Source organism: Amycolatopsis sp. cmx-4-83 (genome assembly GCF_046548815.1).
GTDB classification, from domain to species: Bacteria; Actinomycetota; Actinomycetes; order Mycobacteriales; family Pseudonocardiaceae; genus Amycolatopsis; species Amycolatopsis pretoriensis_A.
The window spans coordinates 378,803-394,450 of record NZ_JAEBEF010000005.1 but is presented as its reverse complement, the minus strand read 5'-3'; the positions used below and the strand labels follow the sequence as shown (position 1 = coordinate 394,450).

The 15,648-nt window shown below is 71.9% G+C and carries 13 protein-coding genes; 8 read left to right on the top strand and 5 right to left on the bottom strand.

The genetic code is table 11. The annotated features are described in order from the left end of the window. Positions 1-36 precede the first annotated feature (36 nt). Genes ACLJQM_RS17690 through ACLJQM_RS17670 form a run of 5 tightly spaced genes read left to right on the top strand, consistent with a single transcriptional unit; the run spans position 37 to position 6,856 of the window. Positions 37-1,659 carry a thiamine pyrophosphate-binding protein gene (locus ACLJQM_RS17690; protein ID WP_410632049.1) on the top strand — a complete coding sequence of 541 codons (1,623 nt, stop codon included), beginning with the start codon at positions 37-39 and terminating at the stop codon, positions 1,657-1,659. Next, positions 1,656-3,689, top strand: coding sequence for a hydantoinase/oxoprolinase family protein (locus tag ACLJQM_RS17685; protein ID WP_410632048.1), 2,034 nt, complete (start codon positions 1,656-1,658; stop codon positions 3,687-3,689). Before ACLJQM_RS17690 ends, ACLJQM_RS17685 begins: the two co-directional genes overlap by 4 nt. Further along, a complete protein-coding gene (locus ACLJQM_RS17680) occupies positions 3,686-5,386 on the top strand; it encodes a hydantoinase B/oxoprolinase family protein (protein ID WP_410632047.1) in 1,701 nt (566 codons plus the stop codon). The genes ACLJQM_RS17685 and ACLJQM_RS17680 overlap by 4 nt, the downstream gene beginning before the upstream one ends. 1 nt (position 5,387) lies before the next feature. Next, entirely contained in the window at positions 5,388-6,182 is a 795-nt protein-coding gene (locus tag ACLJQM_RS17675) for an SDR family NAD(P)-dependent oxidoreductase (protein WP_410632046.1), read from the top strand. After that, positions 6,179-6,856: a GntR family transcriptional regulator gene (locus ACLJQM_RS17670; protein WP_247019048.1), complete on the top strand. Its 678-nt coding sequence runs from the start codon at positions 6,179-6,181 to the stop codon at positions 6,854-6,856. Before ACLJQM_RS17675 ends, ACLJQM_RS17670 begins: the two co-directional genes overlap by 4 nt. Here ACLJQM_RS17670 and ACLJQM_RS17665 read toward each other — a convergent pair. After that, positions 6,811-7,062, bottom strand: coding sequence for a hypothetical protein (locus ACLJQM_RS17665; RefSeq protein ID WP_410632045.1), 252 nt, complete (start codon positions 7,060-7,062; stop codon positions 6,811-6,813). The genes ACLJQM_RS17670 and ACLJQM_RS17665 overlap by 46 nt on opposite strands. An 85-nt stretch (positions 7,063-7,147) precedes the next feature. Here ACLJQM_RS17665 and ACLJQM_RS17660 point away from each other — a divergent pair, with 85 nt between their 5' ends. Continuing rightward, entirely contained in the window at positions 7,148-8,134 is a 987-nt protein-coding gene (locus ACLJQM_RS17660) for an ArsR/SmtB family transcription factor (RefSeq protein ID WP_360765349.1), read from the top strand. Here ACLJQM_RS17660 and ACLJQM_RS17655 read toward each other — a convergent pair. Together ACLJQM_RS17655 and ACLJQM_RS17650 are read right to left on the bottom strand one after the other, a co-directional pair. Further along, on the bottom strand, positions 8,124-10,043 hold the full coding sequence (locus ACLJQM_RS17655) for an NPCBM/NEW2 domain-containing protein (RefSeq protein ID WP_410632044.1): 1,920 nt from the start codon (positions 10,041-10,043) through the stop codon (positions 8,124-8,126). The two genes, ACLJQM_RS17660 and ACLJQM_RS17655, sit on opposite strands and share 11 nt — an antisense overlap. Before the next feature lie 126 nt (positions 10,044-10,169). Next, positions 10,170-12,122 carry an NPCBM/NEW2 domain-containing protein gene (locus ACLJQM_RS17650; protein ID WP_410632043.1) on the bottom strand — a complete coding sequence of 651 codons (1,953 nt, stop codon included), beginning with the start codon at positions 12,120-12,122 and terminating at the stop codon, positions 10,170-10,172. A 172-nt stretch (positions 12,123-12,294) separates the two neighbouring features. Between ACLJQM_RS17650 and ACLJQM_RS17645 the strand changes: the two genes are divergently transcribed. Then, positions 12,295-13,476, top strand: coding sequence for a CaiB/BaiF CoA transferase family protein (locus ACLJQM_RS17645; RefSeq protein WP_410632042.1), 1,182 nt, complete (start codon positions 12,295-12,297; stop codon positions 13,474-13,476). 207 nt (positions 13,477-13,683) lie between these two features. Continuing rightward, positions 13,684-14,952, top strand: a complete 1,269-nt coding sequence (locus ACLJQM_RS17640; RefSeq protein WP_360765359.1) for an aspartate aminotransferase family protein — start codon at positions 13,684-13,686, stop codon at positions 14,950-14,952. A 45-nt stretch (positions 14,953-14,997) separates the two neighbouring features. On the opposite strand, the gene ACLJQM_RS17635 is transcribed toward ACLJQM_RS17640, so the two are convergent. Next, the gene (locus ACLJQM_RS17635) at positions 14,998-15,435 is read right to left on the bottom strand and encodes a VOC family protein (RefSeq protein WP_247019064.1); all 438 of its coding nucleotides are present in this window, start codon (positions 15,433-15,435) and stop codon (positions 14,998-15,000) included. Beyond that, positions 15,414-15,611 (bottom strand): hypothetical protein, encoded by a 198-nt coding sequence (locus ACLJQM_RS17630; protein WP_072476601.1) that lies wholly within the window; start codon positions 15,609-15,611, stop codon positions 15,414-15,416. The genes ACLJQM_RS17635 and ACLJQM_RS17630 overlap by 22 nt, the downstream gene beginning before the upstream one ends. Positions 15,612-15,648 lie beyond the last annotated feature (37 nt).

Below are 15,648 nucleotides of genomic sequence, written 5' to 3'. Positions count from 1 at the left end.
TGCCAGATCGTTCAACGATCTGGCAGTATCCGCGCCGTGGCTGTGAGTGGTGCTCGGGAGCTGGTGGACGCGCTTGAAGCGCTCGGAACGGAGATCGTCTTCGGCCTCCCGGGCGTGCACAACCTGCCGTTGTGGGAGGCGCTGTCCGAGACCCGCATCAAGCTCGTCGGGGTGCGCCACGAACAGACCGCGGGCTACGCCGCCGACGGGTACGCGCGCGCGACCGGGAAGCTCGGCGTCGCGCTCGTGACCACCGGTCCGGGTGCTGCGAACACCCTCGGCGCGGTCGGCGAAGCGATGGCTTCTGCGGCTCCGGTGCTCGTCATCGCCACCGACATCCCGTCGACACTGCGGCGTCCCGGCGTCGTCCGCGGCGTGCTGCACGAGACCTCGGACCAGCAGGCGATGTTCGCGCCGGTCACCAAGGGCGGCTTCACCGTGCGGGCCGCCGACCAGATCGGCACCACCGTGCACCGCGCGGCGCGGCTCGCGCTGCAGCCGCAGAGCGGTCCCGTCTACCTCGGCGTGCCGACCGACTACCTGCGCGAGACCGTCCCGCACCGGCGGCCGCCCGCGCCGCACCGCAAGCCCGACGTCGACGTCCCGGACCTCGCGCGGGCCGAGACGATGTTGTCCGACGCGCGGCAGCCGCTGATCTGGGCCGGCGGTGGCGCGCTGCGATCGGGCGCCGGCGACGCGATCGGGGTACTCGCGGAGAAGCTCGCCGCGCCCGTGATCACCACCTTCGCCGCGCGCGGGCTGCTGCCGCTGGACCACCCGTGCCTGGCGCCGAACCCCGTGCACACGCCGGAGGTCGGCGAGCTGTGGGACGAGGCCGACGTCGTGCTCGCCATCGGCACCGACTTCGACGGGCTGATGACGCAGAACTGGCAGATGCCGAAGCCGCCCCAGCTGATCGCGGTCAACGTCGACGCCGACGACGCCGCGAAGAACTACGAACCGGACCTGACGCTGGTCGGCGACGCGCGGTCGATCGTCGAGCGGCTGCTGCCGAAGCAGCGGCCGGGGCTCGACGACATCACGCTGCGGCTGGCCGGCATCGGCCGCCGGGTGCGCCAGCGGATCCGCGACGAGGAGCCGCAGGCCTACGACTTCCTGTCCACTTTGGACGAAGTGCTGCCGTCCGACGCCGTGCTGGTGTCGGACATGTGCGTCGCCGGGTACTGGGTCGGCGGCTTCCACCGCGTGCGGGCGCCGCGCAAGCTCGCCTACCCGATGGGCTGGGGGACGCTCGGCTACGGCTTCCCCTCGTCGCTCGGCGCGGCGGCGGCCGGCGTCGGGCGCGCCATCTGCATCACCGGTGACGGCGGGTTCCTCTACGGCTGCGGCGACCTCGCGACGCTCGCGCAGGAGCAGCTGCCGGTCACCGTCGTGCTCGTCGACGACGGCGGTTACGGGATGCTGCGCTACGACCAGGACCGCGAGGGCGTGCCGCACCGCGGGGTCGACTGGGACAGCCCGGACTTCGTCGGTCTCGCGCGGTCCTTCGGCGTACACGCGGACCGCGTGTCCGGGTTCGGGCGCGCGTTCCGGCGGCTGCTCGGCGAGTTCGTCGAGTCGGACGAGCCGAACGTCCTGGTGGTGAAGGCCAAGCTGAAGCCGCCGCTGAACACGTCTCCGCGGTGGTACCGGACATGAGGATCGGCGTCGACATCGGCGGCACGTTCACCGATCTCTGCGCGCTCGACGACTCCGGGATCGTCGCCGTCGGCAAGGTCCTGACCACGCACGACGAGCCCGCGCGCGCCGTCGAAGAAGGCCTGGCCGCGCTGCTCGCGGACGCCGGGATCACCGCTCCCGACGTGGAGCAGGTGGTGCACGGGACGACGCTGGTGACCAACGCGCTGATCGAGCGCACGGGCTCGCGCACCGCGCTGCTCGCCACCGCCGGCTTCCGCGACGTCCTGGAGATGCGCCGCGAGCACCGGTACGAGCTGTACGACCTGCACCTCGAGCTGCCCGCGCCGCTGGTTCCGCGGCACCTGCGGTTCGACGTCCCGGAGCGGATCCTCGCGGACGGATCCGTCCGGACCGCACTCGACGAGGCTTACGTTGTAAGGCTGGGGCGGGAGCTGCACGCGCGCGGGGTCGAAGCCGTCGCGGTCTGCTTCCTGCACGCGTTCACGAACCCCGTGCACGAACGGCGGGTCGCGGAGCTGCTCGCCGAGGTCGCGCCGGAGCTCAGGGTCGCGCTCTCCGCCGACGTCGTTCCCGAGATCCGCGAGTTCGAGCGCGCGTCGACGACCGTCGCGAACGTCTACGTCCAGGACCTCACCGAGCGCTACCTCCGCGACCTCGAACGCCGGTTGCGGCGGCTCGGGATCACGCGCGCGCCGCACATCATGCTGTCCAACGGCGGCCTGGCGACCGTCGGCACCGCGGCCCGGTACCCGATCCGCATCCTGGAGTCCGGGCCGGCGGGCGGGGCGCTCGCGGCGGCCGCGGTCGGGCCGGCCGACCTGCTGGCCTTCGACATGGGCGGCACGACGGCGAAGCTGTGCCTGATCGCGGGCGGCGCGCCGCTGGTCACGCACCAGTTCGAGGTGGACCGCAAGTACCGGCTGCTGCCCGGGTCCGGGCTGCCGGTGCAGGTGCCGGTCACGGACATGATCGAGATCGGCGTCGGCGGCGGGTCGATCGCGCGGATCGACGCGCTGGGACTCCTGACCGTCGGGCCCGGCTCGGCGGGGTCCGAGCCCGGTCCGGTCTGCTACGGCCGCGGCGGCACCGAGCCCACGGTCACCGACGCCGACCTGGTGCTCGGCTACCTCGACCCGGGCTACTTCCTCGGCGGCGGCATGCGCCTGGACGCCGAGACCGCGAGGGCGGTGCTCCGGGAGAAGATCGCCGATCCGCTCGGGGTGAGCGTCGAAGAGGCGGCCTGGGGCATCCACACGAGCGTCAACGAAGACATGGCCAACGCCGCGCGCGTGCACGCCGTCGAGCGCGGGCACGACCCCGCGAAGCTGCCGATGTACACCTTCGGCGGCGCGGGCCCGGTGCACGGCGCCGGGGTCGCGCGGGCGCTCGGGGCGCCGTCGGTCGTCGCGCCGCCCGCCGCGGGCGTGCTCAGCGCGGCCGGGTTCCTCACCGCGCCGCTCGCGTTCGACTTCGTGCGCTCGGCACGCGCGGCCGTGCACGACCTCGCCTGGGAACAGGTCGACGCGCTGTTCGCCGAGATGGAGGCCGAGGGCGAAGCGCTGCTGGCGAAGTCCGGGGTCGCGGACGTGACCCACCGCCGGATCGCCGAGATGCGCTACGCCGGGCAGGGCTACGAGATCCGCGTCCCGGTGCGCGGCGGCAGCTGGCCCGGCACCCTGATCGGCGACTTCACCGGGACCTACCGCGCGCTCTACCGGCGGACCGGGCCCGAGGTCGGCGTCGAGGTGCTGAACTGGCGGGTCGTCTCGAGCGGTCCCGCCCCGGACGTCACGCTGCGGCTGGCCGTGCAAGCCGCCGAGGGGGACGCGCGCAAGGGCACCCGCAAGGCGTACTTCCCCGCCGCCGGTGGATTTGCCGACACGGCGATCTTCGACCGGTACCGGCTCGGACCCGGCACGCGGATCGACGGACCGGCCATCGTCGAGGAACGCGAGTCCACTGTGGTCGTCCCGCCCGGCGCGCACTGCGTCGTCCGGGAAGACGCCGCCTTGGAGGTGACGGTGTGACCGTCGATCCCATCCTGGTCGGGTTGTTCGGCAACCGCCTGCACTCGATCCTCGCCGAACAGCAGAACGCGCTCGTCAACACGGCTTTCTCCGCCGTCGTGCGGGAATCGCTCGACCTGGCCTGCGCGGTGTTCGACTCGCGCGGCGAGATGATCGGCCAGTCCGTCGGCGGCACGCCGGGGCACATCAACGCGATGGCGACCGGCATGCACCACTTCGTCGCGGCGTACGCGCCGGAGACTCTCGAACCCGGCGACGTCCTGCTCACCAACGACCCGTGGCAGACCGCCGGGCAGATCAACGACATCACGGTGGCGACGCCGGTGTTCCGCGACGGCCGGCTGGTGGCCTGGTTCGCGTCCTGCTGCCACGCGCCCGACATCGGCGGGCGGCTGGTGTCCGCCGAAGCGCACGAAGTCTTCGAAGAGGGCCTCCGGCTGCCGATCCTGAAGTTCCTGCGCGCGGGCGAGGTCAACGCCGACGTGGAACGGCTGATCCGTGCCAACGTGCGGACGCCGGAGGAGACCATCGGCGACCTGTACGCGCAGGTCACCGGCAACGAGGTCGGCGCGGCCAGCCTGCTGGAGCTGCTGGCCGAGTTCGGCCTCGACTCCCTCGACGCCATCGCCGCCGAGCTCATGAACCGGTCCGAGAAAGCCCTGCGGGACGCGCTGCGGGAACTGCCGGACGGCGTCTACACCAACGAAATCGCCACCGACGGCTTCGACGACGAAGAAGTCGTCCTGCGCGTCACGGCCACTGTGGACGACGACGAGATCCACCTCGACTTCGCGGGTTCGTCGCCGCAGAGCCGGCGCGGGATCAACGTCGTGCTGAACTACACGCGCGCCTACGCGTCCTTCGCGGTCAAAGCGGCGATCTCGCCGGAAGTGCCGCACAACGCCGGGTCGTTCCGGCCGGTGCACGTCACCGCGCCCGAGGGTTCCGTACTGAACTGCCTGCCGCCCGCGCCGGTCGCGTCGCGGCACCTGATCGGCCACTTCCTGCCGTCGCTGCTGATCGGCGCGTTGCCCGGGGCCGCGATCGCGCCGAGCGCGGACGCGCTGTGGATGACCATCTGGCGTGGTCCCGGTTTCATGCTCAACGTCTTCCAGACCGGCGGCATGGGCGCCCGGGTGGACAAGGACGGGCTCAGCACCACGGGATTTCCCAGCGGCCTGCGGTCGACGCCGACCGAAGTCATCGAGACGATGGCGCCGCTGGTCCAGTTCTCCCGCGAACTGCGCGTGGATTCGGGTGGCGCCGGACGGTGGCGCGGCGGACTCGGACAGGTGACCACGATGGGGGCACGCGGCGGGGATTCCTGGAGCGTGAACGGGAACGTCGACCGCGTGCGGGCCGCCGCGTCCGGAGTGGACGGCGCGGGTGCCGGGGCACCCGGACGGTTCGGTTTGCGCGAAGGCGCCGACCTGCCCGCGAAAAGCCGGGTGACACTGGCACCCGAGTCTATTGTGGACGTCACGCTGCCGGGCGGTGGCGGTTACGGGCCGCCGCGCGAACGGCCGGTGGCGGCGGTCCTCGCCGACGTCGTCGAGGGGTACGTCTCGGTGACGGCGGCGCGAGAGGTGTACGGCGTCGAAGTGCGGTACCTCGGCGAGCCGGACGCGCTCGTCCGGCTGCCGGCGGACTACGCGGTGGACGAAGAGCAGACAGCACGACTGAGAGCGGGGAAGTGACATGGGTCGGTTGGCCGGCAAGGTGGCGGTCGTCTTCGGCGGCGCGCGGGGCATCGGCCTCGCGACGGTCAAGGAGTTCCTCGCCGAGGGCGCGACCGTGTACGCCTCCGACATCCGCGAGCCCGCGGAGGAGATCGACGGGTACCGGCACTCCACAGTGGACGCCACCGACGAGGACGCCGTGGCCGCGTTCGTCGACGGCGTCATCGCCGAGGCGGGCCGCATCGACGTGCTGTTCAACAACGTCGGCATCCACCTCGGCAAGCCGCTCGTCGACACCACCCTGGCGGAGTTCGACGACATCTTCGCGCTCAACGTCCGCGCCGCTTTCCTCGGCACCCGGGCCGTGCTGCCGCACATGATCGCGCAGCGGGCCGGCAGCATCGTCACGACGTCGTCCAACGGCGGCGTGATGGGCCGCCCGGGCGACCCGGTCTACAACGCCACCAAGCACGCGCTGGTCGGGCTCACGAAGTCGATCGCCGTCGCCCACGCGCACCAGGGCATCCGGGCCAACACGGTGAACCCGGGCGCGATCGACACCGACATGCTGCGCAGCACCCTGAACTCGGCGGAGGAGTTCGAAACCAAGCAGCACCAGCTGGTCGCGAGCACGCCCGCGGCGCGCGTCGGCGAGGCGTGGGAGGTCGCGAAGGCCGTCGTCTTCCTGGCGAGCGACGAATCGAGGTTCATCAACGGCGTCGTCCTGCCGATCGACGGCGCGAAGGCGGCGGGTGCCATGCCGGGCAACCGGTACAGCCTCGACTTCGATCTCGGCGTCGGGGTGGTGCCATGACCGTCGATGCCTCGGGGCTGGGGAGTGAGCGGCACCTCCTGGTGCGCAGCGGCACCGCCGAACGGGTCGCCGCGATCCTGCGCCAGTACATCACCGACGGCGTCTTCGCCCCCGGCGAACGCCTGTCCGAGCCCGTGATCAGCTCGGCGCTGGGCGTCTCGCGCAACACACTGCGCGAGTCGTTCCAGCTGCTGGCCCACGAGCGGCTGGCCGTGCACGAGCTGAACCGCGGGGTGTTCGTGCGCGAACTGACCACCGACGACATCGAGGACCTCTACGTCGTCCGCCGCGCCACCGAGTGCGGTGCCCTGCGCCGCGCCGCTGAGTTGTCCACTGTGGACTTGACCGGCCTGGAACGCGCACTCGATGACGGGCGCCGGGCCGCCGGAGCCGAGGACTGGCCCGCGGTCGGCACCGCCAGCATCCACTTCCACCAGGCGCTGGCGGACCTGGCGGGCAGCGAGCGGCTGTCCGCGACGATGCGCCAGGTGCTCGCCGAGACGCGGCTCTTCTTCGTGCTCAACGAGAACACGCGGGAGTTCTACGAGCCGTTCCTGGACTGCCACGAGCGGATCCTGCGCGACCTGCGCCGCGGCCGGTTCGACGCCGCCGCGGCCGCGCTCGACCGCTACCTGCGCGACGCCGAAGCCAGGCTGCTGGAACTGAGCTCGTAGGGGAAGACGACCGTGAGCGCGTACGGCCGGTACTGAGCCGTGACGCGGTAGATCCCGTCGGCACCGGCCGTCCAGCCGAGCACGGTGACTGTCCGGACGACGGAACACCTGGCGTGCCCAGCCGGGGCAGGACCTGCCGAAGCGGGCGGCGCGCCGGCGAGCAGCACGGCGGCCACGGCAGCGGCGAGCACGCGTCCAGGGAGCACCAGCCCACTCAACCCCGGCGGAAGGTCGCCCCGGAAAGGATTCGAGCCGGTTCAAATCCGCCGTGACCCCTGTTACCGTCGATCGGTGTTCACGCTGCGGGTCGACGCCGAGACGGTGGCCAGGACACGGTTTTCGCCCTCCCTCGCCGCGGAGTCGCTGGCGTGGCTGAAGCTCACCGCCGACGCCGGGCGCCACCCCGTGTTCGGCGATCCCGGCCCGGTCGCCCGCGCGTCGCTCGCCCACCCGGACGTCGCGCTGCTGCTGGACCTGCTGCCACGCCCCGGCGAGGTCTACACGCCGGACCTGCTCACCCCGCAGCCGGGCACGGCGGCCCGGCCTGCCGACCTGCTCGACGAGCAGATCGCGCGGATCGAGGCGACCACGCAGGACGACCTCGAAGAACAGGTCCTCGCGTACACGCAGTTCCACTGGAACCGGCCGCTGCCGATCGCGGCCCGCCGGGTCGTGGAGTCGGGGTCGATGCCCCGGCGGCTGGCCGGCGGCCTCGCGCGGTTCTGGCGTGACGTGCTCTGCGACGACTGGGCCGGTCTGCACGCGGTCGTCGACCGGGACATCGCCCACCGCGCGCAGACCATCGCCACGCACGGCGTCGGCGCGGCGCTCGCGTCGCTGCACCCCGCCATCGGCTGGGCCGGCGACGCGATCACCCTCGCCAAGCCGTTCGACGGCGAGATCGACGTCGCCGGCCGCGAGCTGGTCCTCGCCCCCGGCGTGCTCAGCTGGCCCGGAATGAGCATCCAGGTCGACGTTCCCGGCCAGGTCGTGCTCTGCTACCCCGCGAAGGGGATCGGCACGGGCGCGGACCGGCCGCCCGGACGGCTCGCGCCGGTGGTCGGCGCAGCCCGGGCGGCGCTGCTGGCCGACCTCGAGACCGCGCGGCCGACCGCCGACCTCGCCGCCCGGACCGGGTACAGCCCGGGCACCGTCTCCTACCACCTGAGCGCGCTGCACCGCGCCGGACTCGTCAGCAAGGTCCGGGACGGCCGGTACGTGCTGTACCGGCGGACCGCGCAGGCCGTCGTCCTCCTGGAGGGCGCGGTCAGCAGGTGACGTACGGCGCGATCCAGTCGGCGTACTCGCCGGCCGAGCCGTCGCCGCCGTCGTCGACCGCGATGGCCAGCTGCTGCATCCCGGTGACCGGGATCGTCAGCTTCGCCGGCTTCGCGCCCGGCCGGACGACCCCCGTCGCGGCCAGCTCGCGGCCGTCGCCGAGGACCCGGAACGCGACGGTGGCCTGCGGGCTCGAGACGTCGTCGACGCCGTACTGGACCGAGAACGACTTGCACCCACCGCCGAGGAACAGCCGGATCACCGACGGCGAGTGCACGCCCACCCCGCTGTTCGGCTGGTAACCGACGCCGCCGACCGACATCGCTCGCCCGTTCGCGACGCTGCCGCGTTCCACCGGACCGGAGCCGTTCTCCGAGTAGAGCCACGGCCGCGTCGACAGGTACGTCGTGCCGGCCGGCGGCGCGGTCACCAGCGGTACCTCGGCCGAACCGGTCGCGGTGCGCGTCCCGAGCGCGCTCGTGTACCCGCCGCTCGCGCCGACCAGTACCTTCGCCGCCGGAGCCGCGGTCGGCCGCAGCGTGATCTCACGCGTGACCGTGCTGCCCGGCGAGACCCGCGGGACGTCGACCTGCGCGGGCCCGTCCAGCTGCCACCCGGCGGGCACGGTGATCGCGTAGCTCGCGTCCGTGATCGGGGTGTCGCCGTCGTTGGTCAGCGTGACCGTGCCGTCGACCTGCTGCCCCGCCAGGAACCCCTCCGGCAGCTGCACGCCCAGCGTCACCAGCGGATCGGCCGTCGACGGCTGCCCCGGCCACGCGCGGAAGAACACGCTGCTCAGCGCGGGCACGGACGCGCGCAGCGTGCCGGTGCTGGTCAGTTCGGTGCCGGCCCAGAGGTCGCGGACGCGGTAGGCGGGCGCCGCCGCGACGCCGGTTTCGGCGAGGTCGAACGGGATCGTCCGCGCGTACGAGCCGCGGTTGAGCAGCAGCACCGCGACCGAGCCGTCGGACATCGGCTTCGCCCAGACTTCGCCGTCGGACAGGTCGCGGACCTTGTAGCCGGGCGTGCCGGACCAGTCCTGGTCGACCGCGATCACGTCCCGGTTGGCGATCGTGTCGAGCGGGAACGACTCGTTGGGGATGAGCGGCGCGTTCATCAGCGCCCACAACGAAAACTGCGTCCGCCGCGGCGCGACGTCGAGGAGGCTGAAGTTGAGGTAGCCGGGATCGCTCCAGCCGCCGGGACCGGTGTGCCCGGCCAGCGGGACCTGCTTGTCGATCGCCTGCATCACGATCGGCAGCGGCTCCGGCATGTCGCTGGTCAGCTGCCAGGTGTGCGCGCCGGCGCCGGGCGCCCACTCCCACTGGCGGTAGTTGTTCGAGAACGTGTCGATCATCGCGAGCAGGATCGGCCGTCCGGTGTTCTTGAGCGCGTCACCCATCTTCTTGGCGGCCGCCGCGACGCCGTTCTCGCCGCCGCACGTGTCGTACGCGAGGTAGTCGACGCCCCAGGCCGCGAACGTCTGCGCGTCCTGTTCTTCGTGGTCGCGCGAGCCGGGCATCGCGCTGCCGCAGGTCAGGGCGCCGGTACCGCTGTAGAGCCCGAACTTGAGTCCGTTGGCGTGCACGTACGCGATGAGACCGGGCAGGTCCGGGTACTTCGCGGGGTCGGGTTGCAGCCTGCCGTCGGCGGCCCGCGTCTTGGCCGCCCAGCAGCCGGCGATGGTGACGTAGGTGTAGCCCGCATCGCGCAGGCCGGTGCTGACCAGCATGTCGACGTCGGCGCGGACCTTCGCGTCGTCGATCCGCGGGCACTGGTTCCAGCCGCGGGACCACGAAATCCCCATCGGCGGGGTCGCGGCGATGACGGGTTCGCCGGCGGACGCGGGCGCGGCGACGGCCGTGGCCAGACCGAGGATTGTGAGCAGCAGGACACCGAGTCTTCGCACGGTTCCCTCCCCCAGGAGTGCGGACAAGAGTTCCAGGGTGCATCCGGGACGAACCGGGCATGAGGGGAGAAGTGCCGTCCCCGGCCGGGTGACCGGGGACGGCGGGTGGTGCGTGAATTTCCTTGCTCAGCAGGTGATCGCGGCGTTCGCCCAGTCGGCGTGGTCGTCGGTGTTGCCGTCGCCGCCGTCGGTCACGGCCAGCTCCAGCACCTGGACACCGGACAGCTGCGCGTCGAGCGGTTGCGCCTTGTCCCCGGGGTGCAGGACGCCGGTCGCGGCAAGCTCCTTGCCGTCACCGAGGATGCGGAACCCCGCGCTGCCACCGGAGTTTTCGTCGTCCAGACCGACGAGCGCGCGGACCGACGTGCAGGCGGCGCCGACGTAGATCCGCACGCTCGACGGGGCGTGCGCGCCGATCCCGTCGTCGTAGCCCACGCCGGCGATGGTGATCCGGTGCCCGTCGCCCGCTCCGGCCTCGCCGTTGCTGGTCCCGCGCTCGACCGGGCCCCAGCCGTTGTCCGACGACATCCACGCGGCCTTCGACAACGCCGTCGTTCCGGTGGCCGGGCGCGTGACCAGTGGCGAGCTGCCTTCCGCTGTAAGGCTGCGTCGGCCGTACAGCGTAAGGTAGCTCGCCTTCGCGGCGAGCGTGACGCGCTCGCCGGCCGGCGCGACCGGCTCGAACGTGACGTCGTGCTGCCAGCTCTTGCCCGGCGGCACGATCGGCACCGTGAACGCGCCGGGACCGCGCAGCCGCCAGCCCGCGGGGGTCGCGATGCTCGCGCGCAGCTGCGCGACCGGCGTGCTGCCGTCGTTGGTGACCTTCAGCGTGGTGGTCAGCGGCCGGTCGGCGGGCACGTACTCCGGGTTCGGCAGGGCGAGCGTCGTCAGCGGCGCGGCGGACGGCTTCTTCTCCGGCCAGACGCGGAACGTGGCCGAGCCGTGGGACGGGACGGCGGCGCGGAGGGTGCCCGCGGTCTCGGTTTCGGTGCCGCTCCAGAGGTCGCGGACGCGGAAGCCGCGCCCGGCGAGGCCGAGCTCCTTCGCCGTCGTCGTCATCGCGGTGCTCGCGGAACCGCGGTTGAACAGCACGACCGCGGCCGAGCCGTCGGACATCGGCTTCGCCCAGACCTCGGTGTCGCCGTCGTCGCGGATCTTGTGGCCCTGCACGCCGGCCCAGTCCTGGTCGAGGGCGATGACGTCCTTGTTCTCCAGGATCGCCTTGGTGGCCGGGGTCATCGCGGGCAGGTCGTTGCCGGCCAGCAGCGGCGCGTTCAGCAGCGCCCACAGCGAGAAGTGCGCACGGTACTCGGCGTCGGTCATGCCGCCGTTGCCGACTTCGAGCATGTCCGGGTCGTTCCAGCCGCCGGGACCCGCGTACTTCTCGAGGCCGACCTGCTGGTCGAGGATGCCGGTCAGGCTGCCCCAGTTGTCGCTGATGTCGCCGGTGGTCCGCCACAGCTGCGCGCCGGCGTCGCGGCCCCAGGTCCACGGGTCGTTCTCGCCCCATTCGCAGAGCGCGTAGATCATCGGGCGGCCGGTCTTCTTGATCGCGTCGCCCATCTTCGTGTAGCGCTCGATCGCGGGGCGGCCCTGGTTGTTGCAGTTGTCGTACTTGAGGTAGTCGACGCCCCAGTCGGCGAACGACTGCGCGTCGGCCTCTTCGTGGTCGAGGGCACCGGGCATGGTCTTCTGGCAGGTAAGCGTGCCCGCGCTGGTGTAGATGCCGAGCTTGAGGCCCTTTTCGTGGACGTAGTCGGCGAGCACCTTGATGCCGTGCGGGAAGCGCTCGTGGTTCGGCTCGAGCTTGCCGTCGGCCGTGCGGTTCTGTTCGGCCCAGCAGTCGTCGATGTTGACGTACTGGTAGCCCGCGTCCTTCATGCCGGTCGACACCAGCGCGTCGGCAGCGCCGCGGATGAGGTTTTCGTCGATCTCGCAGCCGAACTTGTTCCAGCTGTTCCAGCCCATCGGCGGGCGTTCGCCGACGCGCTGGGCGGCGAAGTACTGGGGTTCGGCGGCCGCGGGGGTGGCTTGGACGACGGTGACGACCGTGGTGCAGGCGGCTATCGTGGCCGCCATTCCAACAAGACGACGCATAAGTCCCTCCAGGAGTGCGCAACTCTGCACAGACTCACTCAACAATCAACAGGACGGGAGTGACTGTCGTCTACGTCCGTTAGTAGGTAATCCATTTCCCGGGGCGCGCGAGGTAGAAAGGGGGCTGGCCGCCCAGCTCGACGAGGAGCCGTTGATGCCCGAAGGTTTTCGCCCGCTCGACGGGATCAAGGTCGTCGACCTGTCCCGCATCCTCGTTGGCCCCTACTGCACCCAGTACCTCGGCGAGATGGGCGCGGACGTGGTCAAGGTCGAGCCCCCGGGCCACGGCGACGACACCCGCGGCTGGGGCCCGCCGTTCGTCGGCGACGAAGCCGTCTACTACCTGGCGGCGAACCGGAACAAGCGCGGGATCGTCCTGGACCTCAAGAGCGACCGCGGCCGCGACGCGGTCCGGCGGCTGGTCGCGGACGCTGACGTGCTCGTCGAGAACTTCCGCCCGGGCACGCTGGAGAAGTGGGGACTCGGTTACCCGGCGCTGGCCGAGCTGAACCCGCGGCTGATCCACGTGTCGATCACCGGCTTCGGGCAGACCGGGCCGTACCGCGACCGCGCGGGCTACGACCTGGTCGCCCAGGCCCTCGGCGGCGTGATGTCCCTGACCGGCGAGCCGGACGGGCCGCCGGCGAAGGTCGGCCTGCCGGTGGCGGACCTGAACGCGGGGACGTGGGCGATCATCGCCGTGCTGATGGCGTTGCAGGCGCGGCACACGACCGGTCGCGGGCAGTACCTCGACGTGTCCCTTTTGGACAGTCAGCTGGCGTGGCACGTCTACGCGGCGGGAGCGCACTTCTACGACGCACCCCGCCCGCGCCGGATGGGGTCGGCGCACCCGAGCATCGTCCCGTACCAGGCCTACCACGCGGCCGACGGCTGGCTGATCATCGCGGTGGGCAGCGAGAAGCTGTGGCACGCGTTCTGCGGGGTGCTGGCGCTGGACATCGCTTCGGACCCTCGGTTTTCGTCGAACGCGGCACGGGCCGCGCACCGGGATGAGCTGAACGCTTTGCTGGAGCCGGTGCTGCTGACGCGCACGGCCGCGGAGTGGCTGAAGTCCTTCGACGCGGCGGGCATCCCGGCGGCCCCGATCAACGAGATCGACGACGTCTACGCGGACCCGTGGACGGCCGCGCGCGAGCAGGTGGTGCGGCTGCCGCACCCGACGGTGGGGACGTACGTGGGGACGGGGTTCCCGGTGAAGGCGTCCGATACGCCGGCGCGGGCTTCTTCGGCGCCGCCGACGTTGGGGCAGCACACCGCGGAGGTGCTCGCGGAGCTGGGGTACTCGGCGGAGGAGATCGCGGAGTTCCTGGACTGAGCACCGCCGCGACCCGGAGAAGCCGGAAGCTGAGCGGGGTCAGCGCCGCTCCGGCCGCCCAGGCGGGACCACGCGACGCAGCCGAGCACCGCCGGTGCGGGTTGCGGTGCCATCGCGGCCAGTCCGGGAGTGCGAACTGTGCACGATGGAGTGTTCGCGCTCGTCGCTCGGCCCTGGTAGGGATGGGGGCAGGACTGAGGAGGACCGATGTCAGCACAGCACGCCCTGTGGCACCCGTTCGCCGACATGGGCGCCGTCGACGGTGACCGGATGGTCATCACCCGTGGTGAGGGGTCGTACGTCTGGGACGACGGCGGCCGGCGGTACTTCGACGCGACCGCGTCGCTCTGGTACGCGAACTTCGGGCACGGGCGCCCGGAAATCACCGACGCCGTCGCGGCGCAGTTGCGGACGCTCGACTCGTACAACCTGTTCGGCTACAACGCCAACCAGCCGGCGATCGACCTCGCGGACCGCGTTGCCGCGCTGGCACCGGAGCCCGGTTCGAAGGTGTTCTTCGGCTCGGGTGGCGGGGACGTCATCGACACCGCCGTCAAGCTGGCGCGCGCGTACTTCGCGCACACCGGGCGGCCGGACAAGGTGCACGTGATCGGGCGGGCGCAGGGGTACCACGGCACGCACGGCTTCGGCACCGCGGTCGGCGGCATCCCGGCCAACGCGGCCGGTTTCGGTCCGCAGCCGCCCGACTTCTCGCACGTCCCCTTCGACAGCGCGGCGGCGCTGGAGGCCGAGATCGAGCGCGTCGGCGCGTCGCGCGTGGCGGCGTTCTTCTGCGAACCCGTGATCGGCGCGGGTGGCGTGCTGCTGCCGCCGGACGGGTACATCGAGGAGGTCGCGGCGATCTGCCGCCGCCACGACGTGCTGTTCGTCGCGGACTGCGTGATCGCGGCCTGGGGACGGCTCGGCACGTGGTTCGGCATCGACCGCTGGGCCGTCCGGCCCGACATGATCACGACGGCGAAGGGCATCACCGGCGGCACCATCCCGCTGGGCGCGCTGATCGTGGCCCCGCGGGTGGCGGAACCCTTCTTCACCGGCGCGCCGGGCGCCCCGATCTTCCGCCACGGCGCGACGTACGCGGGCCACCCGGTGGCGTGCGCGGCCGGCCTGGCGACCCTGGACATCTACGAGCGCGACGGCCTGATCCCCCGCGGCCGCGAGCTGGAAAAGCCCTTGGCCGACGCGGTTTCGAGCGTCAGCGGGCACCCGCTGGTGGCCGAAATCCGCGCGGGGCTCGGTTTCCTGGCCGCCGTCGAGCTGACGGCGGAGGTGATGGACGCCGACCCGGGCGCCCCGGTGAAGCTGCAGCGCGCCTGCCGGGACGAGGGTGTGATCGTGCGGAACCTCGGGCGCGGGGTCGCGGTGTCGCCGCCGTTGATCGCGGCCGAGCCCGAGCTGGACCTGCTGGCGTCGGCGTTGCCGAAGGCCCTGGACCGCTTGGCCGCTCAGAGCTGAGTTCGCGTCGGCGGCGGCCCCCCGGCCCGCCGCCGACGCCTTAACTCACGAAACGCAGAACTCGTTCCCCTCGGGATCCGCCACGGTCACCCAGCTGTGCGGCCCCTGCCGCCCGCGGTGCAGGTACGTCGCCCCGCGGGCCGTGAGCTTCTCCAGCGTCGCCTCGACGTTGTCCGCCCCGACCCAGACGTCGAGGTGGACCCGGTTCTTCACCGTCTTCCCCTCCGGGACCTCCTGGAACAGGATCCGCCGCGGTGGACCGTCGGGTGGCGAGTCCGGGTGCCGGATCGCCGCTCCCGCCTTCCAGACCAGCGATCCCTGGTACGTCCGGGTTTCTTCCTCCTTCGCGTACCCCTTCGCGATCATCTCGCGGATGAAGCCTTCGTCCGTCGGTTCGACGGACCAGCCGAGCGTCTCGGCCCACCAGCCGGCCTGCACGTGCGGGTCGGCCGAATCCACCACTACCTGGAAGTCATGCGCCATACGGGCACGTTAACGACCGAGTCCGACATTTTTCGCAACGCCGGGTCCTCGGGGACGACCGTGAAGCGCCACTTGTCCACGCCGCCGCCCATGATTTCGGCGTACCGGCGGGCGCCGTCGGCGTTGGCGAAGCGGACCTGCTGGCCGTTCGTCAGGTGGGTGATCTTGACCGCCACAACAACCTCCCGAAGTCTGTGGGCCGGCCCGCGGAGC

Coding starts and splice junctions, on each gene's coding strand:
- ACLJQM_RS17685 (WP_410632048.1), top strand. CDS start 1,656: ATGAGGATCGGCGTCGACATCGGCGGCACGTTCACCGATCTCTGCGCG.
- ACLJQM_RS17675 (WP_410632046.1), top strand. CDS start 5,388: ATGGGTCGGTTGGCCGGCAAGGTGGCGGTCGTCTTCGGCGGCGCGCGG.
- ACLJQM_RS17670 (WP_247019048.1), top strand. CDS start 6,179: ATGACCGTCGATGCCTCGGGGCTGGGGAGTGAGCGGCACCTCCTGGTG.
- ACLJQM_RS17650 (WP_410632043.1), bottom strand. CDS start 12,122: ATGGCGGCCACGATAGCCGCCTGCACCACGGTCGTCACCGTCGTCCAA.
- ACLJQM_RS17645 (WP_410632042.1), top strand. CDS start 12,295: ATGCCCGAAGGTTTTCGCCCGCTCGACGGGATCAAGGTCGTCGACCTG.
- ACLJQM_RS17640 (WP_360765359.1), top strand. CDS start 13,684: ATGTCAGCACAGCACGCCCTGTGGCACCCGTTCGCCGACATGGGCGCC.
- ACLJQM_RS17635 (WP_247019064.1), bottom strand. CDS start 15,435: ATGGCGCATGACTTCCAGGTAGTGGTGGATTCGGCCGACCCGCACGTG.